This window comes from Pseudomonas carassii (assembly GCF_036324045.1).
Taxonomy (GTDB): domain Bacteria; phylum Pseudomonadota; class Gammaproteobacteria; order Pseudomonadales; family Pseudomonadaceae; genus Aquipseudomonas; species Aquipseudomonas peradeniyensis.
In genome coordinates this window covers 1-24,946 of the sequence record NZ_JAZDCT010000037.1, presented here as the reverse complement: position 1 = coordinate 24,946, position 24,946 = coordinate 1, and the positions used below count along the sequence as shown (strand labels likewise).

Sequence of the window (24,946 nt, the reverse complement as noted above, 5' to 3'; positions counted from 1 at the left end):
CGCGGCGGCGGCGACAGGTAAAAGGCAGGCAGACGAGGAGCGCGCAGGGGGCATGGCAACAGCCACATCGCACCGCGCATCACCCTCCGTGATGCCGTTTGGCAGTGACAGGCCGGTCTCCGGGCTCATGAGCGGGCGCAGGCCCTGGCCACGCGCCTTCCCGGACTTGGAAATCCAGTGGCCTTGCGTAACCGTCGACTCATCTACCGTTGCGGGGGCAGCGCCGGACTCGCGCCTGCTGGCGCCCACCGGCTTCCCAGTTTCACCCTGCCGAGCCGCGGCTCGCAGGGCACCTGAAACACGCCGCGAAGGTTAGAGGGTTGCACCGGGAGCGTCAATCGAACGAGGGCCGATCTGGCCTGGATCAATGGCCGATCCGCCAGCTTGTGCCACACTGAAAGCAGTGATATCACATAGCCACCATTTTCGGCTGACCTCGATCACAATGACAAGGAGAGCGCAGCATGCAAGGCCTGATCATCAACAACCCGCGCCTGGAGTTCCTGCGCCCGGCCCTCGAACGCTGGGTCGACTGCATCGACCGCTTCAACCAGCTGCAGGGCGACAACGAGGCGCCCTACTGGCACGGCACCGCCGCCAACGTCGGCCTGCTCGCAGCCGCCGCCTGGCAGGGTGAGCTGGTGGCGCTGGAACGGCACATGAGCAAGAAGCAGCGCGACGAGGGCGAGCGCGACGGGCGCTGCGACCTGTCGATCAGCAGCGCCGAGGAGTCGCTGCACCTGTACGCGGGCCAGCGCTGGCCGCGCATCGCCCGCCTCGACCTGACGGCGGCCCTGCAGGAAACCGCCACCCTGGCCAAACCGATCGCCTATGCCAGCCAGCTCAAGGCCGGGGCGCTGTTCGTCACGCCATGGAAGGCGGGCCAGCACGCCAGCCCCGAGGAACTGCAGGACCTGGTGGACGACCTGCAGAAACATACGGCCTGTGCAATTGCCTGGTACTTCCCGTATGCCTACCGCAAGCTGCATAACGAACTGGGGCAGTACTACCCCGGGGTGGCGTTGCTGCTCAAGCAGGCGTGATCCCCGTCGCCTCAGTTGGCGGCTGCAGCCGGCGGGTCGACGGGAAAGAAACGCTCTGCCAGCCCAGCTGTCCTGAAGCGCGCCTTGTAGGCCTGTTCGTCGAACAACAGGCCGGTGCGCAGGTCGTAGACAGGCCCGGCAGCAGGCTTGGGCACCTGGTGGAGCGTGACATGCACGAAGCGATAGTGCTCACCGTAGACCTGCTCCAGATTGTCGATCTGGAAATAATGGCCGGGCAGGAACAGGGTCTCCCCTTCGTCCCAGTAAAGCGAGAATGCGCTGATCGGCGTGCCTTCCTGGTAGCGGCCTAGGGGCAGCTCGAAGATCACCGAGGTGTCGTCGAACTGCCCCGCAAGATGGCTGGGCGCATTCACCGAAGGTTGTGAGGCGAACTCGGCAACCTTATAGGGATTCTCAGTAAACGAGGTCAGGTCGGTATTGACCAGTACATCCCCTACCCGCAGCTGGCCATTGCGATAATGCTGGCCACTCGTGCCCCGAGAACCATGTCCGCCACGATACAGGTTCACCTCGTTACTCTCGGGCAGCTCGTCCAGGGTATCGGCCAACGCTTGAATGTAATCGTCCTCATCGTCGTACCGGTAAGTACCCGAGCGGAACACATCGTTCACTTTGGACTCGTCGCTGGTGTAGTACTCGATCAGAGAATTGTAGTATTCGCGATCATAGCGATAGGAATACTGCAGGCGACCGTCGACCTTTACACAATCCAGGCCATTGGCGTCCACGCCAGGCACCTGATTCTGCTCCAGCACGGGAATCGGATGAGCCTGCAACAGCGTTTTCTGACGGCGAAGTGCATTGGCGGAGAGCACCTTGCTGCGCACATCATCCACCACCAGATGCAGGTCCCAGAACCTCGACCTGGTACTGGACATGCTCACCGCCGCAGGCGGCATACCCCCGACCAAGCGCGGCGGCACCAGCAACTCCCACTCGTTCGCCTCGTTCAGTCGTACCGGGTAAAGAGGGCCAAAAGCAAACGGGTTATGGGCCGACACAACCAACCAGGTATGCAGCTCCTGGTCGTACCGCACGCGGTACGACAAACCATTGAGCACGATCCAGCAACTGCCATCGCTCTCCAGCCTGATGCCACGCAAACGCCCGGAAGTCACCTGCTCACCACTGAGCAACGCGTTGCTCTCCCGCCCTTCGACCAGCAGGGTGGCGGACTGCGACACCTGCCACTGGTCCAGGTTGCCATCCAACCCATCGAACGGCACGTCATGAGCCAAAGAGGCAAAACTCGACTGAAACCCCAGATCGACCATGTTCAAGGCCGCGAACAGGCTGTCGAGCATGGCATCGCGCAATGCACTCTTGCGGCTCTGTTCGTCGGCGGCATGCAAGGCGACATCGATGTCCAACCCCACCTTGCCCAGGCTGGCCCCCAACAGCATCAGCGTCATCGGCCAGCCAAGCGGCGCAAAACCACCGAACACCTTGATGAACGCCGAGAGATAACCGCTCCACATCGCCTTGCGCAGTTGAGCGTTGTCCAACAAGGCCGTGGCGTTGTCGTTCATCTCAGTGGTGGCCTGATTGGCCAGGTAGGTGAAAAGGTCGAGGGTGATCGGCCGCTTCAGGTAGCCGAGCAACTCCAGCGCCGCTTCATCGCTCGCGCTGCTGGCGATACTTTGCAGATGCATCCTGACTGAGTGGGCACGCGAAGGGTCACGGGCATCGGTGAGGGCAGCGGCCACATAGCTGGCCAGGGCGGCGGGATCCTGCAATTGCCTGCGTAGCCACCCAGCCTGATCCTGCTCCGAGGCAAAGCTCCTTAACGCCTCGCTAGCCCAAGGGCGATAGAGAAGCGTGCGACCGCTACCCACCACAAAACTGTAGAGGCAACCGCGATCGCTTCGATCCAGTACATAACGGAAGATCGAAAAGGGCACTGTCGAACTGCCCTGCTTGAGTGTGTCCAACGTCGGCAGCACGCCAGTAACCAACCCGTCGGCAACCATTGCCCGCAACGAAACCCAGTCACTCTCGCTGATCCGTCCTGCACGAACAGCGATACTCCCCTGCCCCAGCAGGTTGACCTTGGCCAGGACGCGAAAATGTTGTGAATAGGTGTTCCAGAATCGCGTGATTGCGGTGCGATAGGCTACCGAGAAGTCGAGCGCCCACAGGTCCTCCTGGACCTTGCTGCCGAGCATCGCCACTTCGTTGCACTCATCGAAGTGTTCGGCCTGCCGTCCCTGGCGGTAGAAACCGCCATACAGGTCAAGCTCGTCCGGCGCCTCCTGGAAGTGCGCATCGAAACGCTTGATCACCAACTCGGTCAGGGACATTGACTTCAATGGCGGGCCGCCGTGCTGCCATCCCGTGAAAGTGTGGCTGCTGGTGCTGGCGGTGCCGAACTGATGCCACCAGATGAACCGCGGATCGATTGCCTTGCCCGTGTGCTTGAGCACGATGCGCTGCGCATGCTGGCTTGCCAGCACGAAGGGATCGGGGTACTCGCGGACGATCTCGTCCACCAGGCGAACCAGCGGCCGCCCTGCTTCCAATGTGTCGAGACTGCGCTCCACGCGCTCCTTGATCGTGGTCATGACCCGCTCCCGGGATGTCGTTATGGAGCGAGCATCCTGGCGTAACGGGAAGCGGGAGGAGCGGTAGAAGATTGTAGAGGCAAGAATGCCCAGCAGTTCGCCAAGTCACTCAGACAGGTCTGGCGAACGCCATCAGGGATCAGGGATTCTGCGCCAGATGCCCCGGCGGCAACACGCGCTTGGCCTGCAGGTAGGCCTTGGACCAATAGCTGTTGGACAGGTAGTCCAGGCGCACGGTGCCGCCTGTCGAAGGCGCGTGCACGAAACGTCCTTCGCCGACGTAGATGCCGGCATGGCTGACCTGCGACCCACCGCTGGTGGCGAAGAACACCAGGTCGCCCGACTGTAGCGCATTGATGTCCACATTCGGCGCGCGCATGACGATCATTTCGCGGGTCGAGCGCGGCAGGCTGATGCCCGCCGCGTCACGGTAGACGTAGCCGATCAGGCCGCTGCAATCGAACCCGGAATCCGGCGTGTTGCCACCCCAACGGTACGGCGTGCCCACCAGGCCAATGGCGCGGAACAGCACATCATCAGCCGCAGGCGAGGAAGGCGCTTGATTGAACACCATCGGCGACTTGGGTACCGGTGCCGGTGCGGGCGCACGGCTGGAGCAGGCCGCAAGCAGGGCCACCAGGGAAAGGAATGCGAAGCGCGCCAACATCGCCATGATGCGAACGTCCTGTCAGGAACCCCACGACCACGGTCGAAGGTAAAAAGAGTTGAGAAATTAGATTAGACGCTTTCTGTAAATGCGCACGGCGGCGAGCTTTTCAGCTACGCCGCCGTGCGAGGTTACAGCATTTTGATATCAAATCAATTGCGCGAGATCGTGGTCGGCGCCATGGCGAGCGCGCGTTTGGCCTCGATGAAGGTCTTGCTCCAGTAGCGATCGCCCAGGCTGTCGATGCGCACGCCACCGCTGCGGCGGCTGCTGGAGTGGATGAACTGATTGTCACCCAGGTAGATACCGGCATGACTGACGCGGCCACGGCCGTTGGTGCTGAAGAACAGCAGGTCGCCGGGCTTGAGCTTGTTGCGGGCGACCTTTGGCGCGTCGACGTTGATCATCTCGCGGGTCGAGCGTGGCAGGTTCATGCCCGCTTCTTCGCGGAACAGGTAGCCGATGAAACCGCTGCAGTCGAAGCCGGACTTCTCGGAGGTACCGCCGAAACGGTAGCGGGTGCCGATCAGGGCCATGCCGCGTTCGAGAATGCTGTCGGCCAGCACGGGCAGCTGATAAGGCTTGCCGTTGCTGGAGAAGGCGTCGAGGTCGTCTTCGCTGGCCAGCTCTTCCTCGGTGAATACGGAAGAGGCGGAAGCCTTGGCCTTGACCGATTGCTCGGTGGCCACGCGGTGGTCCTGCGAAGGCTCGACCGGGCCGGTGGAGGCGCAGCCGTAAAGTAGGGTGACAAGTGCAAGTGGCACGAGGGGTGCGAAGCGCTTCAGCATGGGCACGACCGTGTCTGTAGTCCTTTAGAAGGGGGAAACTATGCCTTCTATCGGACCAATTTGCAAATTTTATCGAAAAAGATGTGACTTTTCCGTTTTGACGCTCTGGCACCGTGTTCTCAGGGTTACCAGCCGAGGGTTTCCTTGAGGAACGGGATGGTCAGCTTGCGCTGGGCTTGCAGGGAGGCTTGGTCGAGGCGCTCAAGCAGGTCGAACAGCGCGCTCATGCTGCGCGTGCCGCGGGTGAGGATGAAGTGGCCGACTTCGTCGGTGAGGTGCAGGCCACGGCGCGAGGCGCGCAGTTGCAAGGCGCGCAGTTTGTCCTCGTCGGACATCCCGCGCATCTGGAAGATCAGTGCCAGGGTCAGCCGCGATTTCAGGTCGGCCAGCTTGATCGGCAGTTCCCGTGGCGAGCTGGACGCCGCCAGCAGCAAGCGCCGGCCGCTGTCGCGCAGGCGGTTGAACAGGTGGAACATCGCCTCTTCCCAGTCCGCCTTGCCGGCAATCACGTGCAGGTCGTCGATGCACACCAGTTCGTACTGTTCGAGGTGGTCGAGCAGTTCGACGCCGCGATCGAGCAGTTGCGCCAGGGGCAGGTAGACGGCGGGTTGACCCAACTGCTGGAAACGCTGGGTGGCGGCCTGCAACAGGTGGGTGCGGCCCACGCCCTGCTTGCCCCACAGGTAGATGAGGCTTTCGGTCCAGCCGGCATCGGCTTCGCACAGCCGCTCGACATAGCCCAGTGCCGCAGCATTGGCGCCGGGGTAGTAGTTGATGAAGGTGGCGTCGTCGCGCAGACGCACACCCAGGGGCAACTGGATCGGTTTCATGCTCGCGGGCGGTCGCGGGGACCACAGGGGGCCTTTGATGAACAGTGTGCAAAGTCTATACCCGCAGCGCTGACGGCACAATCGGCGAGGGGAATAGCGCAAGTAAAATCAATCAGTTGCACCACTTTACAAGCATCGCGGGGCAAGCCCGCTCCCACGAAAGCCAGGCGGACATGGGAGCGATCGATCATAGCTCCGGGTCGATCTCCCCGGCATACATGTCCGATTCCTTGTACAGGTCATGCACATGCCGCAGCAGCACCATGATCACCGCCGCCACCGGCAACGCCAGCAACACCCCGGTAAAGCCGAACAGCTCGCCGCCGGCCAGGATCGCGAAGATCACTGCCACCGGGTGCAGGCCGATGCGGTCGCCCACCAGCAGCGGTGTCAGCACCATGCCTTCGAGGGCCTGCCCGATCATGAATACCGCGACGATGCCCAACATCGGGTAGAGCTCGCCACCGAACTGGAACAACCCGGCGACCAGCGCCGCGCCGATGCCGATGATGAAGCCCATGTACGGCACGATCGCCGCCAGCCCCGCGAGCATGCCGATCAGCAGGCCCAGCTCCAGGCCCACCAGCATCAAGCCGGTGGAATAGATGACGCCCAGCGCCAGCATCACCAGCAGTTGCCCGCGCACGAAGGCCCCCAGCACCTCGTGGCACTCGCCGGCCAGCCCCACCACCTGCGGTTCGCGCTGGCGCGGCAGCAGGCTACGCAGCTTGGCCATCATCAGGTCCCAGTCGCGCAGCAGGTAGAAGCCCACCACCGGGATCAGCACCAGGTTGGCCAGCCAGCCGATCAGCGCCAGGCTCGAGGCGGTGGCCTGGGACAGCAGCACGCCGACGATGTCGGTGGTCTGGCCCATGTGCTCGCCGATGGCAGCCTTGATCTTGTCGAATTTCCAGAAGCCATCGGCGAGGCCCAGGCGGCTCTGCACCCAGGGCAGCGCCACATGCTGCAGCCAGTCGAGCATCTGCGGCGCCAGCTCGTACAGGCGCAGCAGCTGCTTGGCCAGCATCGGCACCAATACCAACAGCAGGGCCAGGAAGATCAGGGTAAACAGGCTGAACACCACCACCACGCCCCAGGTGCGCGACAGGCCGAGCCGCTCCAGGCGATCCACCAGCGGGTCTGCCAGGTAGGCCAACAGGATGCCCACCAGGAACGGCGAGAGGATGTTGTGCAGGAAGTACAGCAGCACGGCGATCACAAAAGCCGCGCCCAACCAGATCCAGCGACGCATATCAATCATTCAAGTATTCCTTACCAGCGAAAACGCAGGCCGTCGAACGGCTTGGCGGCGGTGGCCGGCGGTGTCGCGCCGGCCGGGTCCTGCGTGCTCGGCGCAGGCGTGGCGGGCACAGGCTCGGCGGGCAGTTCCTGGAGCTTGGCCAGGCTCAACTGCGCGCGCAGCTGCTCGCGATTGCCGCTGACGCGGTAGGTCAGGGTGCCGCCATCAGCCATCTGCAGGCGCGCGCCATAAGGCTCGAGCACCCGGCTCAGCTCGGCGTAGCGCGCCAGGTTCATGCCCTGGACCTGCACCTGCAGGTCGCTGCTGGCACCGGGACGGGTGACGTAACGCGGCGCCAGGCGGTTGCTCACCGCCAGCAGCACGGCATCGGCCAGGGCCGCCTGGTCGGCGCCCTCGGCGTTGCCCTGCTCACGCTGGTCGCCCAGCCACAGCTGCCACTTGCCCTGCCACTTGCCGTCAGCCTCATGGGCGTGTACCGCCAGCAGGGCATCGGCGCCATAGCGCTCGGAGGCCTCGCGCAGCGGCGCCGGGTCGTTGCCTTCGAGCAGCTTGGCATTGGCCACCAGTTGCTCCTGCAGGTCGGCCAACGGCAGGCGCAGGGGCAGGCCACGGTGCTGGGCGGCCCGGCGCAGGGGTTCGGCGACGGCCTGGCCATCGCCGACCAGGTTGCTGCCCTCGACGCTGTCGTTCAGCCACCAGCCAAGGATCGACGGCCGATTGCTGCCCCACAGCGCCAGGCCAGCCTGGCGCAGGGCGCGCTCGGTGCTGCCGGGGTCGAACTCGACCAGCACCGACTCCGGCGGCCCGGCCTCGCTGCCGACCTGGTTGATGATCTGCTGCGGGTCCTTGCGCAGGGCGGCCAATGCCGGGTTCTGCGCCGCCTTGGGATCGCCGGTCAGGCGCAGCACCAAGGTATCCAGGGCCTTGCCGGTGGCCTGGGCGCGGGCTTCGCCGCCCTGCCCTTCGACGGGCTCGCGTACCTGATACAAGCCGGAGACGGTTTCGGCCTGGGCGACGGTGCCGGCCACAGCCAAGCAGGCACACGCGAGGAAATTGAGAAGACGCATTGAGGATTCCTGTCCAGATGACCTTGGGGCGACACGCCCTTGCCTGTCGGCTGTGACCGCGCAACCATGGAAAATGCTCCGCGTTGCCGGCCCGTTACGTGGGTCGCCATGCCTATACCTTATACAGGCACCGGCGCGGCAACCAGTCGCACGGGGTGAAACACGGTTTTTTGCCCAGATTTCCCGCCTGCCCGTCGGCCTGAGGATGGCCGCCTTGGGGCAACCCTGATAAAATCGCGCGCCTTCGCAGACCAGTGACGTACAGGCAGCCGCCGTTTCTGAAACCGGCCTTGGCCGTCCCGGTCGTTTTTCTGAATCCCTCCCTCCTAAAGGCCTGGATCAATGAGCAAGCAACCCTCCCTGAGCTACAAAGACGCCGGTGTAGACATCGACGCCGGCGAAGCACTGGTCGAACGCATCAAGGGCGTCGCCAAGCGCACCGCACGTCCTGAAGTCATGGGTGGCCTGGGCGGCTTCGGCGCCCTCTGCGAGATCCCGGCTGGCTACAAGCAGCCGGTGCTGGTCTCCGGCACCGACGGCGTCGGCACCAAGCTGCGCCTGGCGCTGAACCTGAACAAGCACGACAGCATCGGCCAGGACCTGGTCGCCATGTGCGTCAACGACCTGGTGGTGTGCGGCGCCGAGCCGCTGTTCTTCCTCGACTACTACGCCACCGGCAAGCTCAACGTCGACGTGGCCGCCACCGTGGTCACCGGCATCGGCGCCGGTTGCGAACTGGCCGGCTGCTCGCTGGTCGGTGGTGAAACCGCCGAGATGCCAGGCATGTACGAGGGTGAAGACTACGACCTGGCCGGTTTCTGCGTCGGCGTGGTGGAAAAGGCCGAGATCATCGACGGCTCGAAAGTGGTCACCGGCGACGCCCTGATCGCCCTGCCGTCCTCCGGTCCGCACTCCAACGGCTACTCGCTGATCCGCAAGATCCTCGAGGTGTCCGGCACCGACATCGACAACACCCAGCTCGACGGCAAGCCGCTGGCCGACCTGCTGATGGCGCCGACCCGCATCTACGTCAAGCCGCTGCTGCAACTGATCAAGCAGACCGGCGCGGTCAAGGCCATGGCCCACATCACCGGCGGCGGTCTGCTGGACAACATCCCGCGCGTGCTGCCAAAAGGCGCCCAGGCCGTGGTCGATGTGGCCAGCTGGCAGCGTCCGGCGGTGTTCGACTTCCTGCAGGCAAAAGGCAACGTCGACGAGCATGAAATGCACCGCGTGCTGAACTGCGGCGTGGGCATGGTCATCTGCGTGGCCCAGGACCAGGTCGACAACGCCCTGAACGTGCTGCGCGCCGAAGGCGAGCAACCGTGGGTGATCGGCCGTATCGACGTGGCCGCCGAAGGCGCCGCCCAGGTCGAGCTGCAGAACCTCAAGGCACACTGATGCCCTGCAATGTAGTCGTGTTGCTGTCGGGCTCCGGCAGCAACCTGCAGGCACTGATCGACAGCAACAGCGCCAGCGACAGCCCGGCACGCATCCGCGCGGTCATCTCGAACCGTGCCGATGCCTACGGCCTCGAGCGCGCCAAGGCCGCCGGCATCGAAACCGCCGTGTTGTCGCACACCGGGTTCGACGGGCGCGAAGCCTTCGACGCGGCGCTGATGGCGCTGATCGACGGCTTCCAGCCCGACCTGGTGGTGCTGGCCGGTTTCATGCGTATCCTCAGTGGCGATTTCGTGCGCCACTACCAGGGCCGCCTGCTGAACATCCATCCGTCACTGTTGCCGAAGTACAAAGGCCTGCACACCCATCAGCGCGCGCTGGAGGCGGGCGACGCCGAGCATGGCTGCAGCGTGCACTTCGTCACCGAGGAACTCGATGGCGGGCCTCTGGTCGTACAGGCTGTGGTGCCCGTGGCAACGGACGACACCGCGCAGACGCTCGCCCAGCGCGTGCACCTGCAGGAACACCAGATCTACCCGCTGGCGGTGCGCTGGTTCGCCGAAGGACGCTTGCGTCTGGGCGAACAGGGTGCATTACTGGATGGCCAGCCGCTGGCGGCCAGCGGTCACTTGATTCGATCCTAGGAGAATTTATGCGTCGCGCCCTGCTCTTGGCTCTCGCCGTGCTCGCCCTGCCCCTCCAGGCAGCTGATCTGAAGCCTTTCGCGGCCAGCTACACCGCCGACTGGAAACAGCTGCCGATGAGCGGCACCGCCGCACGCAGCCTGGAAAAGAACGCCAACGGTACCTGGAGCCTGAACTTCAAGGCTTCGATGATGATTGCCAGCCTGACCGAGCAAAGCACCCTCAAGTTCGAGAACGACACCCTGCTGCCGCAGCAGTATCACTTCGAACGCGGCGGCCTGGGCAAGGCGAAGAAGGTCGACCTGAACTTCGACTGGGCCGGCAAGAAGATCACCGGCAGCGACCGTGGCGACGCCATCAACCTGCCGCTCAACCGCGGCGTGCTGGACAAGTCGTCCTACCAGCTGGCACTGCAGCATGATGTGGCCGCCGGCAAGAAGAGCATGACCTACCAGGTGGTTGACGGTGACGAGATCGACACCTACGACTTCCGCGTGCTGGGCACCGAAAAAGTGACCACCAAGACCGGCCAGGTCGACGCGATCAAGGTCGAGCGCGTGCGCGACCCGAGCCAGAGCAAGCGCATCACCGAGCTGTGGTTCGCCAAGGACTGGGACTACCTGCTGGTGCAGCTGCGCCAGGTCGAGACCGATGGCAAGGAGTACGTGATCGTGCTGCAGGATGGCACGGTCGATGGCAAGGCGGTCAAGGGTAACTGATACCGCTGCCTGCAACACCCGAAGCCCCGCCTTGTGCGGGGCTTCTTTTTTGCTGCACACCGCTCTTTCCTGTAGGAGCGGCCTCGTGCCGCGAAAGGGCTGCGCAGCGGCCCCAGGATCTTGGCATCATGCAAAATTGCCGGGGCTGCTGCGCAGCCCTTTCGCGACACAAGGCCGCTCCTACAGGGTATGCGTTACCTTTCATGAAACTTGTTTCATCGCTGTTTTATTTACTTAGCCTGCTAACAAATTCTATAAAGGAGACCTGCGACACAGTGCCGCAGCCAACCCAAGCAGTGGAGTTTGACGATGACAGTCCAGGTAACCGAACGCGACGAATCGAAAATGTCCCACGAAGGCCAGGCCGCTGGCCTGCGGATCTGGGACGTGCATCAACAGGGCCAGCTGGTCGGCATGTTCCATGACGAGCAACAGGCTCAGCAGTACCGCATGGAGCTGGAGTACCTCGAGCGCCAACGCCCGGCGCAGTGACCCGGCCCTGCAACAAAAAACCCCGCCAAGGCGGGGTTTTTCGTGCTTACCACATCAGATCGTCAGGGATCTTGTAGGCCGCGTACGGATCGTCCTCGTCCGCCTCCTCGACATGAGTGTTGAGCAGCAAAATGCGATTGGGGTCACGCTCCTGGATCTTCACCGCCGCCTCGCGCGGGATCACTTCGTAGCCGCCACCATGGGCGACGATGGCCAGCGCGCCATTGCTCAGCTTGCTGCGCATCAGGGCGTTGACGGCGATGCGCTTGACCTTCTTGTCATCGACGAAGTTGTAGTAGTCCTCGGTGGTCAGCTTGGGCAGGCGGGTCGCCTCGATCAGTTGCTTGATCTGCGCGGCACGGGCCTTCTGCTCGGCCTTCTCCTGGACCTGGCGGTTCAGCTCCTGGTCCTTCTTGGCCTTCTCGGCCATGGCTTCCTTGGCCAGGCGCTGCTGGCTGTCGTCCACGTCCACCTGGCCCTTGTGTTCCAGGCGTTTCTGTTTCTTCTCGGCTTTGTTGGTCTGCGAGACCTGTTTCTGGTTGACCAGGCCGGCTTTGAGCAATTGGTCGCGAAGGGAAAGGCTCATGGGTGTTCTACTCACTTATGCATCGGCTCAGCCGCAGCTGGGCAGGTTCTTTTCCTGACGCTTGGCCTCGCCCCAGAGGGCGTCCAGCTCGTCGAGGGTACGATCTTGGATGTTCAGGCCCTGCTCGCGCAATGCCTGTTCGATGAATCGGAAGCGCCGCTCGAACTTGCGGTTGGCGCGGCGCAGGGCGTTTTCCGGGTCGTGCTTGAGGTGCCGGGCCAAATTGACGGTGGCGAACAGCAGATCGCCCAGCTCGTCCTCCAGCGCATCGCTGTCGCCGTCGGCCATGGCCTGCAGCACTTCGTCGAGCTCCTCGCGGACCTTGTCCAGCACTGGCAGCGCCTCGGGCCAGTCGAAGCCGACCGTGGCGGCGCGCTTCTGCAGTTTGGCGGCGCGGGACAGGGCGGGCAAGGCAGCCGGTACGTCATCGAGCAAGGACAACTGCTCCGGGGCGCCTTTCTCGGCGCGTTCCTCGGCCTTGATTTCTTCCCAGCGCGACTTGACCTGACCCTCGTCGAGCTTAGGTGTGTCCAACGGAGCGTACAGCTCGCCGGTAGGGAACACATGGGGATGGCGGCGGATCAGCTTGCGAGTGATCGAATCGACCACCCCATCGAACTCGAAGCGCCCTTCCTCGCGGGCCAACTGGCTGTAGTAGACCACCTGGAACAGTAAATCGCCCAACTCGCCCTGCAGGTGCTCGAAATCGCCGCGCTCGATGGCGTCGGCGACTTCGTAGGCCTCCTCGATGGTATGCGGGACGATGCTTGCGTAGTTCTGGATCAGGTCCCAGGGGCAACCGTATTGCGGGTCGCGCAAGCGGGCCATGAGGTGCAGCAGGTCTTCAAGGGTGTAGGTCATGGGTTGTCCTTACCGGCCCCATAGCGGGACAAGTCGCATCGGCGCACCGCCGCTCCCACGCTGGGAGCGGGCGGTATCAAGGGGTACGGTTACGCCGCGTCTCGATGATGTTGGGCAACTGCGAGATCCGCCCCAGCAAGCGCCCGAGGGCATCCAGGCCCGGGATCTCGATGGTCAGCGACATCAGCGCGGTGTTGTCTTCCTTGTTCGAGCGGGTGTTGACCGCCAGCACGTTGATCTTCTCGTTGAGCAGCACCTGCGACACGTCGCGCAGCAGCCCCGGGCGGTCGTAGGCACGGATGACGATGTCGACCGGGTAGGTCTGCACCGGGATCGGCCCCCAACTGACCTGGATCATGCGCTCCGGCTCCTTGCCCGCCAGCTGCAGCACCGAGGCGCAATCCTGGCGGTGAATGCTCACGCCACGGCCCTGGGTGATGTAGCCGACGATGGCATCGCCCGGCAACGGCTGGCAGCACCCGGCCATCTGCGTAAGCAGGTTGCCGACGCCCTGGATCTGGATATCGCTGCGCTTGCCCGCGCGGATGCCCCGGGCCTGGCGCGGGATCAGCTCGACCGGCTCCAGGCGCTCGGGCTCGAGCAGCTGCTGGGCGGCGTTGACCATGTGCGCCAGGCGCAGGTCGCCGGCGCCAAGGGCGGCGAACATGTCCTCGGCAGTCTTGACGTTGGCCTTTTCCGCCAGGCGTTCGAAGTCCACCTGGGGCAGGCCCAATCGGCTCAGTTCGCGCTCGATCAGGGTCTTGCCGGCGGCCACGTTCTGGTCGCGGGCCTGCAGCTTGAACCAGTGGACGATCTTGGCCCGGGCCCGCGAGGTGGTCACGTAGCCCAGGTTGGAGTTCAGCCAGTCACGGCTCGGGTTGCCGTGCTTGCTGGTGATGATCTCCACCTGCTCGCCGGTCTGCAGGCTGTAGTTCAGCGGCACGATACGGCCGTTGATCTTGGCGCCCCGGCAGTTGTGGCCGATCTCGGTGTGCACCCGATAGGCGAAGTCCAGCGGCGTGGCGCCCTTGGGCAGGTCGATGGCGTGGCCGTCGGGGGTGAACACATAGACCCGGTCCGGCTCGATATCGACACGCAGCTGTTCGGCCAGGCCGCCGATGTCGCCCAGTTCCTCGTGCCACTCCAGCACCTGGCGCAGCCAGGAGATCTTCTCTTCGTAGTGGTTGGAGCTGGGCTTGACGTCGGTGCCCTTGTAGCGCCAGTGCGCGCACACGCCCAGCTCGGCTTCCTCGTGCATGGCGTGGGTGCGGATCTGCACCTCCAACACCTTGCCCTCGGGGCCGATCACCGCGGTGTGCAGGGAGCGGTAGCCGTTTTCCTTGGGGTTGGCGATGTAGTCGTCGAACTCCTTCGGAATGTGCCGCCACAGGGTGTGCACGATGCCCAGCGCGGTGTAGCAGTCGCGCACTTCCGGCACCAGCACGCGCACCGCGCGCACGTCGTAGATCTGGCTGAATTCCAGGCCCTTGCGCTGCATCTTGCGCCAGATCGAGTAGATGTGTTTGGCCCGGCCGCTGATGTCGGCGTTGACGCCGGTGGCCAGCAGCTCGTTCTGCAGCTGGTTCATCACGTCGCTGATGAAGCGCTCGCGGTCCAGGCGACGCTCGTGCAGCAGCTTGGCGATCTGCTTGTACTGATCGGGCTCGAGGTAGCGGAACGACAGGTCCTCGAGCTCCCACTTGATATGGCCGATACCCAGCCGGTGCGCCAGCGGCGCATAGATGTCGAACACCTCGCGGGCCACGCGCAGGCGCTTCTCGTCATCGGCGGCCTTGACCGCACGGATGGCGCAGGTACGTTCGGCGAGTTTGATCAGCGCCACGCGCACGTCGTCGACCATGGCCACCAGCATCTTGCGCAGGTTCTCGACCTGCGCCTGGGAACCGAGCACCAGCGACTGGCGCGGGCTGAGGCTGGCACTGATGGCCGCCATGCGCAGCACGCCGTCGATCAGCTTGGACACCACCGGACCGAAACGCTGGCCGACCTCGGCCAGGGTCACCTTGCCTTCACGCACCGAACGGTAGATAACCGCCGCCACCAGCGAATCCTGGTCGAGCTTGAGGTCGGCGAGGATTTCGGCGATCTCCAGCCCCGCCTGGAAACTGGAGGTGCCGTCGGCCCAGGAATGCTTGGCCGGATTGCCTTTCTTCTCGACTTCATGGGCGAACTCGCAGGCCTCTTTCAGCCCAAGGCGATCGAGCTGCGAATCGACGCTCACCACATGATCGAGCCATGCTTCGAGATTGATACTGCCGTCGTGGTTGACCGGCTGGTGCACTCTCACCTGTACCATCTTTGTTCTACCTTTCCATACAGCGCACCACGCGGGTGCACTGGCTATCACCTGTGCGTCCCTCACTCCCTGAAGGGCGCACCAAGAGGGCCAGCCCGGCTAGCCCGCTTCGAATAACGCCATGGCCTCGACATGCGCCGTCTGAGGAAACATGTCGAGAATCCCGGCCCTTTTTAACCGGTACCCCTGCCCGACCAGCACCTGCGCGTCTCGCGCCAGCGTGGCCGGGTTGCACGATACGTAGACCAGCCGCTTCGCACCCAGCCGGGCGATGCCTTGCACCACCTCGAAAGCCCCGTCGCGCGGTGGATCCAAGAGTACCGCAGAAAAGCCCTCGGCGACCCATCCGGCGCCTGCCAAAGGCTGCGATAAATCGGCCTGAAAAAACCGAGCGTTATGCACATTGTTACTGTCGGCGTTGGCCGCGGCGCGCTCGACCATGGCCTGCACGCCCTCCACTGCCACCACCTCGCGCGCCTGGAGAGCCAGGGGCAGGGCGAAGTTGCCCAGGCCACAGAACAGGTCCAGGACCCGCTCGTGCGCCTCGGGCGCCAGCCAGGCCAGGGCCTGCTGGATCATCAAGGTGTTGACCTGGGCGTTGACCTGGACGAAATCACCCGGCCGCCAGGCCAGTTCCAGGCCCCAGGGCTCCAGGGCAAAGCCCAGTCGCGCCGCGGCATCCAGCGGCGCCGGCTCGCCATCGCCCTGCAGCCACAGCTGGGCGCCGGCTTCGCGGCAGAACGCCTCGAGCCGTGCCAGGTCTTCACTGGGCAATGGCGCTACATGCCGCACCAGCACCGCCTCGGCGGTACCGCTGAACAGCTCCACGTGCCCCAGTGCCTGTGGCTTGCCCAGGCTGCGCAACACGGTCGGCAGGTGGCGCATGATCGTTTGCAAGGGTTGTACCAGCACCGCGCATTCGTCGATGCCGACGATGTCCTGGCTGGCCTCGGCGCGGAACCCAACGTCCAGTTGGCGCGCCTTGGTGTCCCAGCGTACCGCGACCCGCGCCCGGCGGCGGTAGCCGAATTCCGGTCCGCTCAGGGGAACAGCCCACTCCTCGGGCTGCACGCCAGCCACCCGCTGCAGCTGCTCGGCGAGCAGGCGCTGCTTGAGCGCCAGCTGGCCGTCATGGGGCAGGTGCTGGAGGTTGCAGCCACCGCAGCGGGCGTAGTGCCGGCAAGGCGCTTCGCGGCGCTCGGGGCTGGCCTGGAACACGCGCTCCAGACGCGCCTCGACCACCTTGCCACGGGCAGCGAGCACCCGCGCCTCGACGTCCTCGCCGGCCAGCGCGCCGCTGACGAACCAGGTACGTCCTTCGATGAAGGCGATGCCGCGACCGTCACCGGCCACGCGCTCGATCGACAGACGCTGCTTCTTGCCCACGGGCACCTGTGCGGCACGGTTGCCGCCGGCCGGCTGAAAACGCAGGCCGGTGTTGCTTTTCTTTCTGGACATCAGGTCGGATCGAACAGGCCGGTGGAGAGATAACGGTCGCCGCGGTCGCAGATGATGGCGACCATCACCGCGTTCTCGACTTCACGGGACAGGCGCAGCATCGCCGCCACCGCACCGCCGGAGGATACGCCACAGAAAATGCCCTCTTCGCGGGCCAGGCGACGGGTGGTCTCCTCGGCCTCCTGCTGGGACATGTCGACCACACGGTCGACGCGGGTGGCGTCGAAGATCTTCGGCAGGTACTCGTGAGGCCAGCGGCGAATGCCGGGGATGGCCGAGCCTTCCATCGGCTGCAGGCCGACGATCTGCACTGCCGGGTTCTGCTCCTTGAGGTACTGCGAGCAGCCCATGATGGTGCCGGTGGTGCCCATGGAGCTGACGAAATGGGTGATGGTGCCCTGGGTCTGCTGCCAGATTTCCGGGCCGGTGCTGTTGTAATGGGCGATCGGGTTGTCGCCGTTGGCGAACTGGTCAAGGACCAGGCCGCGGCCTTCGGCCTGCATCTTCTCGGCGAGGTCGCGTGCGCCCTCCATGCCCTCTTCCTTGGTCACCAGGATCAGCTCGGCGCCGTAGGCGGTCATCGCCGCCTTGCGCTCGGCGGTGGAGTTGTCCGGCATGATCAGGATCATCTTGTAGCCCTTGATCGCCGCGGCCATGGCCAGGGCGATGCCGGTGTTGCCGGAGGTGGCTTCGATGAGGGTGTCGCCGGGCTTGATCTGGCCACGCAGCTCGGCGCGGGTGATCATCGACAGCGCCGGGCGGTCCTTGACCGAGCCTGCCGGATTGTTGCCTTCGAGCTTGAGCAGCAAGGTGTTGCTGGTGTCCCCGGCGATGCGCTGCAGGCGAACCAGAGGCGTATGGCCGACGCAATCGGCAATGGTTGGGTACTGCAGGGTCATGGGCGTTTTCGCAATCCGGACGGCAGGGGCGACTATCATACCGGCAAACCCTGCGCGGCCATATCACGCAATTGCTGGATGTTATAGCTCATAGCTATAAGGGCATGGGCAAACCGTAAGTCATAGATTCAGCGAGTCCCTGTGGGAGCGGCCTTGTGTCGCGAACGGGCTGCGCAGCAGCCCCGGCGGCAGTGGCGGTGACGCTGACATCCAGGGGCCGCTTCGCGGCCCTTTCGCGACACAAGGCCGCTCCCACAGGGCTGGGCGGTCTCCTACAGGGTGTGCAAAGCCTTTGTGGGTGCGGGCTTGTCCCGCGATGGGCTCAACTCCCCCGCAGCCAGGCGCATGCACAAGCGCAGGCCATGCTCGCCATTGACCGCCCACACGCTCCCGCCCTGGCGGCGGATCGCATTGCGGGCAATGCTCAAGCCCAGGCCGAAACCACCATCCCCGGGCCGCGAACCCTCCAGCCGGGAAAACGGCGCGAAGATCCGCTCCAGGTCTTCCTCGGCCACGCCACCGCCCTCGTCCTCCAGGTCGATACGCCAATACCCGCCCTCACGCCAGCCGCTCAGGCGCACCACGCCCGCCTCCGGGGAGTGACGGATGGCGTTGCGCAGCATGTTCTCCAATGCCTGGGCCAGGTCGTTGAGGCTGCCCTGCACCCAGCAGTCGGCCGACAGCTCGCAACGCAGCCGTCGCGGAGCCCAGCCACTTTCGTAGCAGGCGTTCTCGCTGAGCAGGTCCCACAGCGCCGCCACCTGGATCGGCTCGAGGTTCACCGGCGCGCGCTCGGCGTCCTGCCAGGCCAGTTGCAAGGTGTCCTCGACCAGTTGCTGCATGCCATCCACCTCGCGGTGCAGGCGTTCGCGCAGGCGCTGCAGGTCGGTCTCGCCATCGCAGGCCACGCGCAGGCGGCTGAGCGGCGTGCGCATCTCGTGGGACAGGTCGCGCAGCAACTGCTGCTGCAGGGCCACGGTACCCTGCAGGCGCTCGGCCATCTGGTCGAAGGCGCGGGCCAGCTCGCCCAGTTCGTCCTTGCGCCGGGTGGTGCGCGAATCCAGGCGCGCCGCCAGCTGGTCGGCGCGCCAGGCATTGGCCTGCTCGCGCAACTGGTTGAGCGGCACGATGAGCATGCGGTACAGGCCGACGCATAGGAGCAAGGTGAACAGCCCGGGGATGATGCCGTTGGTGACGACACGCCAGAACAACCGGTACTGACCAGGGTTGAAACGCTCCGGCAGCTCGATCACCAGCATGCCCTGCTCCGGGGCGCCGGGGAACGGCAGGCGCAACCAGGGCTGGCCGATGGTGCGCCGGCTCATGGGCCAGTCGACGCCACGCAGGCGGGTCAGGCGCTGGGCCTGGCCGGCGGTCAGGTCGGCGCTGCCCAGCGGCTGCAGATCGCCATCGAGCACGCCCACCCAGCCCCGCTCGCGCTCGCGCATGGTGGCCAGCCAGGCATCCACGCCCTCGCGGTCGCCGCTGCGCCAGGCCTGCTCGGCCTCCGCCGCATAGCCGCGCAACACTTGCCGTGCCGGCTCGGACAGGAAGGCATCCTGGGTTTCCATGTGCCGGCCCCAGCTGTAGCTCAAGCCGATCATCAGCAGGCAGAAGCCCACCAGCAGAACGGTCAGTTTCCAGAACAGCGAGTGACGGTCAAGCACGATTCAGTCGGCCTCGCCCGCGCCGAACACATAGCCTTTGCCCCACACGGTACGCACCTGTCGCTCGTGGTAGCCGATGGCCTTGAGCTTGCGGCGGATCTGGCTGACATGCATGTCCAGGCTGCGGTCATGCCGCGAGTAGCCGCGCTGCAGCACCTGCTGGTAGAGGAAGGGCTTGCTCAGCACCTCGTCCTGGCTGCGGTGCAGGGTGTCGAGCAGGCGGTACTCGCTGGGGGTCAGACCGGCACAGGCTCCGGCGAGGCTGACATCGGTGGTCTGCTCGTCGAAATGCAACTGCCCGGCTTCCACCTCACGCGGCGCCCGAGCGCGTCGCTCGAAGGCCACCCGGCGCAGGATCGCCTCGATGCGCACGCGCAGCTCGGCAAAACTGAACGGCTTGGGCAGGTAGTCGTCCGCGCCGCGCTCGAAGCCGCTGATGCGGTCGGCCTCGGCGCCCAGCGCCGACATCAGGATCACCGGCGTGGCGCTGCGCCGACGCAGACTGGCCAGGGCGTCCAGGCCATTGAGGCCGGGCAGCAGGATGTCCATCAGCACCAGGTCGAACACCTGCCGCCCCGCCGCCTCCAGGCCTTCGAAGCCATTGCGGCACCAGGTCACCTGGAAGCCACCGCGCTGCAGCTCGTCATGCAGGTAGGCGCCCAGCACGGGATCGTCCTCGATGGCGAGGATGTTGGTCGCGTGAATCGCTTCAGGATGCATTGGCAACTGCCATCAATTCTCAGTTACGCGATTATTGGACAAGCGGTCCGAACAAGGCAACCGTCGTCCGACTGACGTGACCTCGAAGTGGCCGCACCGGCAACGCCCGCCGAGAAAAGCAAAAACCACTACAAATCCTGTGCATTACCCCTCAGTGCAGAGTAACGTTCCCGCTGATGCGCGAATCGCGCCTTCAACAGCACATGACAGGAGACAGGTGTGCTCGACCGTTTGGGAATCCGCAGCCGCGTCCTGCTGCTGGCCTTACTGCCCGCCAGCCTGATGGCCCTGGTACTGGGCAGTTACTTCACCTGGCTGCAACAGAGCGACCTGCGCACGCAGCTGCTGCAGCGCGGCAAGATGATCGCCGAGCAGCTGGCGCCCTTGGCGGCACCGGCCCTCGCCCGCCAGGCTCCGGCGCAACTGGAGCGCATCGCCGCCCAGGCCCTGGAGCAGGCCGATGTGCGCGCCGTGGCGTTCCTCGCCGCCGACCGCACGCGCCTGGCCCACGCCGGCCCCAGCATGCTCAACCAGCCCCCCAGCGGCGGCACCGGCACGCAGTTGCTGCAACGCACGGGCAACGACGCCACCCGCTACCTGATGCCGGTGTTCGGCCATCACCGCGACCTGGCCACCGACGCCGTGCCCGCCGAGGCCGAGCGCCTGCTCGGCTGGGTGGAGATCGAGCTGTCCCATGACGGCACCCTGCTGCGCGGCTACCGCAACCTGTTCACCAGCCTGCTGCTGATCCTCGCCTGCCTGAGCCTGACCGCGTTGCTGGCCCTGCGCATGAGCCGCACCATCAACAACCCGATCAACCGCATCAAGCATGCGGTCAACCAGCTCAAGGACGGCCACCTGGACGAGCGCCTGCCGGCCATGGGCAGCCACGAGCTCGACGAGCTGGCCGCCGGCATCAACCGCATGGCCGAAACCCTGCACAGCGCCCACGAAGAGCTGCAGCACAGCATCGACCAGGCCACCGAGGACGTGCGCCAGAACCTGGAGACCATCGAGATCCAGAACATCGAGCTGGACATGGCGCGCAAGGAGGCCCTGGAGGCCAGCCGCATCAAGTCCGAGTTCCTCGCCAACATGAGCCACGAGATCCGCACTCCGCTCAACGGCATCCTCGGCTTCACCCACCTGTTGCAGAAGAGCGAGCTGACCCCGCGTCAGCTCGACTACCTCGGCACCATCGAGAAGTCCGCCGACAACCTGCTGGGGATCATCAACGAGATCCTCGACTTCTCCAAGATCGAGGCCGGCAAGCTGGTGCTCGACAGCATCCCGCTGAACCTGCGCGACCTGATCCAGGACACCCTGACCATCCTTGCCCCGGCTGCCCACGCCAAACAGCTGGAACTGCTCAGCCTGGTCTACCGCGACACGCCGCTGTCGCTGGTGGGCGACCCGCTGCGGCTCAAGCAGATCCTCACCAACCTGGTGAGCAACGCCATCAAGTTCACCCGCGAAGGCACCATCGTCGTGCGCGCCATGCTCGAGGACGAACAGGAAGACAGCGTGCAGCTGCGCATCAGTGTGCAGGACACCGGCATCGGCCTCTCGCCCCAGGACGTGCGCACCCTGTTCCAGGCCTTCAGCCAGGCCGACAACTCGCTGTCGCGCCAACCCGGCGGTACCGGCCTGGGGCTGGTGATCTCCAAGCGCCTGATCGAGCAGATGGGTGGCGAGATCGGCGTCGACAGCACGCCCGGCGAAGGCTCGCAGTTCTGGATCAGCCTCAACCTGCCCAAGGCTCACGACGACGCCGAGGAACAACCTGCCCAGGCCCTGCTCGGCCGCCGCGTGGCCATCGTCGACGGCCACGACCTGGCGCGCCAGGCGCTGGAGCACCAACTGGAGGACTGCGGCCTGGCGGTCAGCGTGTTCGCCTCCTGCGACCAGCTGCTGCAAGGCGTGCAGGCCGCCAGCCAGGCCGGGCAGCCGTTCGAGTTCGCCGTGCTCGGGGTCAACCTGGGCAGCCTGGCGCCGGAACAGCTGGGCCAGTACCACCAGCAGCTCGAACGTCTCGGCTGCCAGTGCGTGGTGCTCTGTCCGACCACCGAGCAGCCGCTCTACCACCCTTACTTGCCCAATGCCCATGGCCAACTGCTGGCCAAGCCGACCTGCACCCGCAAGCTGCGTCGCCTGCTGCTGGAACTGGTGCAGCCGCGCCGCCCGGTGTGCGAGCAGCGCAACCACGGTGGCCAGCGCATGCCGAAGATCCTCTGCGTCGACGACAACCCGGCCAACCTGCTGCTGGTGCAGACTCTGCTCGAAGGCATGGGCGCCGAAGTGCTGGCGGTGGACAACGGCTACGGCGCGGTACAGGCCGTGCAGGACGAACCTTTCGACCTGGTGCTGATGGATGTACAGATGCCCGGCATGGATGGCCGCGCCTGCACCGAGCAGATCCGCCAGTGGGAAAGCAGCCAGAGCGGCCCGCCCCTGCCGATCGTGGCCCTCACCGCTCACGCCATGGCCAACGAAAAGCGCGCCCTGCTGCACAGCGGCATGGACGACTACCTGACCAAGCCGATCAGCGAGCGCCAGCTGTCCCAGGTGGTGATGAAGTGGACCGGCCTGAGCCTGGGCTCACCGCCACCGGAGCGCGCCAGCGAACGCCTGGCCGACAGCAGCGAGCTGAAGGTGCTCGACCCGGAGGAAGGCCTGCGCCTGGCGGCCGGCAAGCCGGACCTGGCGGCGGACATGCTGGCCATGCTGCTGGCCTCGCTGGAGTCCGACCGTGAAGCCATCCGGGCCGCCCGCAACGCCGCCGACCGCACGGCGATGATCGAGCGCGTGCACCGGCTCAACGGCGCCTCTCGCTATTGCGGCGTGCCGCAGTTGCGTGCGGCCTGCCAGCGCAGCGAAACCTTGCTCAAGCAGGACAGCCCCCAGGCGTTGCAGGCCCTGGACGAACTGGATCAGGCCATCAACCGACTGGCCGAGCAGGCGCGTGAGAGCGCGTAGGAGACACAGGTCAACGCCAAAGCCAGCCATATGGCTAGACTGGTGGCATTTCAGATAGGACTCAGATCATGCGCGCCCTGTTGTTCAGCAGCCAACACTACGACCAGGAAAGTTTCACCCGCGCCGCGAGTGCGGGCACCGTGGAGCTGCACTACCAGCCCGCCCGCCTGACCCTCGACACCGCGCCCCTGGCCCAGGGCTTCGAGGTGGTCTGCGCCTTCATCAACGACGAGCTCGACGCCCCGGTGCTGGAGCGCCTGGCCGCCGGCGGCACGCGCCTGATCGCCCTGCGCTCGGCCGGCTACAACCATGTCGACCTGGCCGCAGCACAGCGCCTGGGCCTGACCGTGGTCCGCGTCCCGGCCTATTCGCCCCACGCCGTCGCCGAGCATGCCGTGGCCCTGATCCTGGCCCTCAACCGCCGCTTGCACCGGGCCTACAACCGCACCCGCGAAGGCGACTTCACCCTGCACGGGCTGACCGGCTTCGACCTGCACGGCAAGATCGTCGGCGTGGTCGGCACCGGCCAGATCGGCGTCGCCTTCGCCCGCATCATGGCCGGCTTCGGCTGCCAGCTGCTGGCCTACGACCCCTACCCCAACCCCGAGCTGGTCGCCCTCGGCGCCCGCTACCTGGAACTGCCCGAGCTGCTGCGCCAGGCACGCATCATCAGCCTGCACTGCCCGCTGACCGAGCACACCCGCCACCTGATCAACGCACAGAGCCTGGCCCAGCTGCAGCCCGGCGCCATGCTGATCAACACAGGCCGCGGCGCGCTGGTCGACACCCCGGCGCTGATCGACGCGCTCAAGAGCGGCCAGCTCGGCTACCTGGGGCTGGATGTGTATGAAGAGGAGGCGCAGCTGTTCTTCGAGGACCGTTCCGACCTGCCGCTGCAGGATGACGTGCTGGCACGCCTGCTGACCTTCCCCAACGTGATCGTCACCGCCCACCAGGCCTTCCTCACCCGCGAGGCCCTGGACGCCATCGCCGAGACCACCCTGGACAACATCAACCGCTGGGCGGCAGGCAATCCGCACAATCTTGTAAACGGTTGATGCTAGGATACGCGGCAATTTTGGAGGACCCATGGTCGAACACGATTTCCGCTACACCCTTTTCAACCCGCAACACACCCTGATCGAGTGCCGCGCGCTGGTGCCGGGCCGCTACCAGGTCACCGGCAACGGCGGCTCGATCCAGAAGGGCGACGTCCTGCTGGTCACCCTCAAGGGCAGCAAGGACCTGTCCATGCGCCTGACCGTCGAGACCGTGCGCCACCTGATCAACCCGCACGGCCAGTGGGTCGCCGTGGCTCAGGGCCCGGCGTTCAACGAGCTGGAAATCCTCAACTGGCAGGTCAAGTGCGACAGCTGCGACGCGGTGCTGGACTTCGAGTTTGCCAACGACGCCAAACAGGGCAAGAAGGGCCAGGCCCCGGCCGCCAGCGCGCGTATCCAGGAACTGGGCTGGGCGAGCAAGGGTGACAAGCACCTGTGCCCGCAGTGCCGGGAGCGTGGTTGAGTGAAACAGCTGCTGACCGGCGCGCTGATCGCCTGCGGCCTGATGGGCTGCGCCGCACAACCCTCGAAGCTGCAGCAGGAGCAGAGCTACGTGCTGGAGTGGATCGGTGAGCGCCCGCTGATCGACTACAGCCACCTGACGCTGACCCTGGCCAGCGATGGTCGCGCCTACGGCAACGGCGGCTGCAACCACTGGTTCGCGCCCTACACGCTGGATGGCGAGCGCATCAGCTTCGGCAAGGTCGGCAAGACCCGCAAGCTGTGCGCGCCGGCGCTGATGGACCAGGAAAAACGCTTCCTACAGGCGTTGGAAACGGTGCAGCGCTGGGATGTGTCGCCGATCGAGCAGATCCGTTTCTGGCCGGTTGAAGGCAAGCCGCTACGGTTCTGGCCTGAGGAAGGCTGAAACCATCGCGGGGCAAGCCCGCTCCCACGTGGGGGCGGG

22 protein-coding genes and 1 riboswitch are annotated in these 24,946 nt (G+C 65.3%); of the genes, 9 read left to right on the top strand and 13 right to left on the bottom strand.

What is annotated here, in order from left to right:
• Positions 1-93: 93 nt before the first annotated feature.
• Positions 94-312: riboswitch (cobalamin riboswitch) on the bottom strand.
• A 152-nt stretch (positions 313-464) separates the two neighbouring features.
• A complete protein-coding gene (locus V0R62_RS22310; protein ID WP_325927320.1) occupies positions 465-1,043 on the top strand; it encodes a hypothetical protein in 579 nt (192 codons plus the stop codon).
• 11 nt (positions 1,044-1,054) lie between these two features.
• Here V0R62_RS22310 and V0R62_RS22305 read toward each other — a convergent pair whose 3' ends face one another.
• The 6 genes from V0R62_RS22305 to V0R62_RS22280 all read right to left on the bottom strand — a co-directional run bounded on the left by V0R62_RS22305 (position 1,055) and on the right by V0R62_RS22280 (position 8,238).
• Positions 1,055-3,625, bottom strand: a complete 2,571-nt coding sequence (locus tag V0R62_RS22305) for a dermonecrotic toxin domain-containing protein (RefSeq protein WP_330105253.1) — start codon at positions 3,623-3,625, stop codon at positions 1,055-1,057.
• A gap of 139 nt (positions 3,626-3,764) precedes the next feature.
• Positions 3,765-4,298 carry a C40 family peptidase gene (locus tag V0R62_RS22300; RefSeq protein WP_330105252.1) on the bottom strand — a complete coding sequence of 178 codons (534 nt, stop codon included), beginning with the start codon at positions 4,296-4,298 and terminating at the stop codon, positions 3,765-3,767.
• A gap of 146 nt (positions 4,299-4,444) precedes the next feature.
• The gene (locus V0R62_RS22295; RefSeq protein ID WP_050704544.1) at positions 4,445-5,080 is read right to left on the bottom strand and encodes a C40 family peptidase; all 636 of its coding nucleotides are present in this window, start codon (positions 5,078-5,080) and stop codon (positions 4,445-4,447) included.
• 125 nt (positions 5,081-5,205) lie between these two features.
• The gene (gene hda / locus V0R62_RS22290; protein WP_050704543.1) at positions 5,206-5,910 is read right to left on the bottom strand and encodes a DnaA regulatory inactivator Hda; all 705 of its coding nucleotides are present in this window, start codon (positions 5,908-5,910) and stop codon (positions 5,206-5,208) included.
• A gap of 187 nt (positions 5,911-6,097) precedes the next feature.
• Complete coding sequence (locus V0R62_RS22285) at positions 6,098-7,171, bottom strand: AI-2E family transporter (RefSeq protein WP_186712746.1); 1,074 nt, start codon at positions 7,169-7,171, stop codon at positions 6,098-6,100.
• A gap of 11 nt (positions 7,172-7,182) precedes the next feature.
• Entirely contained in the window at positions 7,183-8,238 is a 1,056-nt protein-coding gene (locus tag V0R62_RS22280; RefSeq protein WP_330105251.1) for a DUF2066 domain-containing protein, read from the bottom strand.
• Between the two features lie 342 nt (positions 8,239-8,580).
• Here V0R62_RS22280 and purM point away from each other — a divergent pair, with 342 nt between their 5' ends.
• The 4 genes from purM (at position 8,581) to V0R62_RS22260 (ending at position 11,494) form a co-directional block, all read left to right on the top strand.
• Complete coding sequence (gene purM, locus V0R62_RS22275) at positions 8,581-9,639, top strand: phosphoribosylformylglycinamidine cyclo-ligase (protein ID WP_330105250.1); 1,059 nt, start codon at positions 8,581-8,583, stop codon at positions 9,637-9,639.
• Positions 9,639-10,283 (top strand): phosphoribosylglycinamide formyltransferase, encoded by a 645-nt coding sequence (purN, locus tag V0R62_RS22270; RefSeq protein WP_050704539.1) that lies wholly within the window; start codon positions 9,639-9,641, stop codon positions 10,281-10,283. The genes purM and purN overlap by 1 nt, the downstream gene beginning before the upstream one ends.
• A gap of 8 nt (positions 10,284-10,291) precedes the next feature.
• Positions 10,292-11,002: a DUF3108 domain-containing protein gene (locus V0R62_RS22265; protein WP_050704538.1), complete on the top strand. Its 711-nt coding sequence runs from the start codon at positions 10,292-10,294 to the stop codon at positions 11,000-11,002.
• 309 nt (positions 11,003-11,311) lie between these two features.
• Positions 11,312-11,494, top strand: a complete 183-nt coding sequence (locus V0R62_RS22260; RefSeq protein WP_050704537.1) for a hypothetical protein — start codon at positions 11,312-11,314, stop codon at positions 11,492-11,494.
• Positions 11,495-11,540: 46 nt separating this feature from the next.
• Here the strand turns inward: V0R62_RS22260 and V0R62_RS22255 are convergent, their stop codons facing one another.
• The 7 genes from V0R62_RS22255 to V0R62_RS22225 form a co-directional block, all read right to left on the bottom strand.
• The gene (locus V0R62_RS22255) at positions 11,541-12,080 is read right to left on the bottom strand and encodes a DUF2058 domain-containing protein (protein ID WP_330105249.1); all 540 of its coding nucleotides are present in this window, start codon (positions 12,078-12,080) and stop codon (positions 11,541-11,543) included.
• A gap of 27 nt (positions 12,081-12,107) precedes the next feature.
• Positions 12,108-12,941: a nucleoside triphosphate pyrophosphohydrolase gene (mazG, locus tag V0R62_RS22250; RefSeq protein ID WP_330105248.1), complete on the bottom strand. Its 834-nt coding sequence runs from the start codon at positions 12,939-12,941 to the stop codon at positions 12,108-12,110.
• A gap of 76 nt (positions 12,942-13,017) precedes the next feature.
• The gene (gene relA, locus V0R62_RS22245) at positions 13,018-15,258 is read right to left on the bottom strand and encodes a GTP diphosphokinase (RefSeq protein ID WP_186733805.1); all 2,241 of its coding nucleotides are present in this window, start codon (positions 15,256-15,258) and stop codon (positions 13,018-13,020) included.
• 99 nt (positions 15,259-15,357) lie between these two features.
• Positions 15,358-16,716 carry a 23S rRNA (uracil(1939)-C(5))-methyltransferase RlmD gene (gene rlmD / locus V0R62_RS22240; protein ID WP_330105247.1) on the bottom strand — a complete coding sequence of 453 codons (1,359 nt, stop codon included), beginning with the start codon at positions 16,714-16,716 and terminating at the stop codon, positions 15,358-15,360.
• Positions 16,716-17,615 (bottom strand): cysteine synthase CysM, encoded by a 900-nt coding sequence (gene cysM / locus V0R62_RS22235; RefSeq protein ID WP_330105246.1) that lies wholly within the window; start codon positions 17,613-17,615, stop codon positions 16,716-16,718. Before cysM ends, rlmD begins: the two co-directional genes overlap by 1 nt.
• Positions 17,616-17,887: 272 nt before the next feature.
• Positions 17,888-19,282 (bottom strand): sensor histidine kinase, encoded by a 1,395-nt coding sequence (locus V0R62_RS22230; RefSeq protein WP_330105245.1) that lies wholly within the window; start codon positions 19,280-19,282, stop codon positions 17,888-17,890.
• A 3-nt stretch (positions 19,283-19,285) separates the two neighbouring features.
• Positions 19,286-20,002, bottom strand: a complete 717-nt coding sequence (locus V0R62_RS22225) for a response regulator transcription factor (RefSeq protein WP_330105244.1) — start codon at positions 20,000-20,002, stop codon at positions 19,286-19,288.
• A gap of 219 nt (positions 20,003-20,221) precedes the next feature.
• Between V0R62_RS22225 and V0R62_RS22220 the strand changes: the two genes are divergently transcribed.
• The 4 genes from V0R62_RS22220 (at position 20,222) to V0R62_RS22205 (ending at position 24,907) form a co-directional block, all read left to right on the top strand.
• Positions 20,222-22,978, top strand: a complete 2,757-nt coding sequence (locus V0R62_RS22220) for a response regulator (RefSeq protein WP_330105243.1) — start codon at positions 20,222-20,224, stop codon at positions 22,976-22,978.
• Positions 22,979-23,046: 68 nt separating this feature from the next.
• Positions 23,047-24,036: a 2-hydroxyacid dehydrogenase gene (locus V0R62_RS22215; protein WP_330105242.1), complete on the top strand. Its 990-nt coding sequence runs from the start codon at positions 23,047-23,049 to the stop codon at positions 24,034-24,036.
• A gap of 31 nt (positions 24,037-24,067) precedes the next feature.
• Positions 24,068-24,502 (top strand): hypothetical protein, encoded by a 435-nt coding sequence (locus V0R62_RS22210; RefSeq protein WP_062573122.1) that lies wholly within the window; start codon positions 24,068-24,070, stop codon positions 24,500-24,502.
• Complete coding sequence (locus V0R62_RS22205) at positions 24,503-24,907, top strand: META domain-containing protein (RefSeq protein ID WP_050704527.1); 405 nt, start codon at positions 24,503-24,505, stop codon at positions 24,905-24,907.
• Positions 24,908-24,946: the final 39 nt, after the last annotated feature.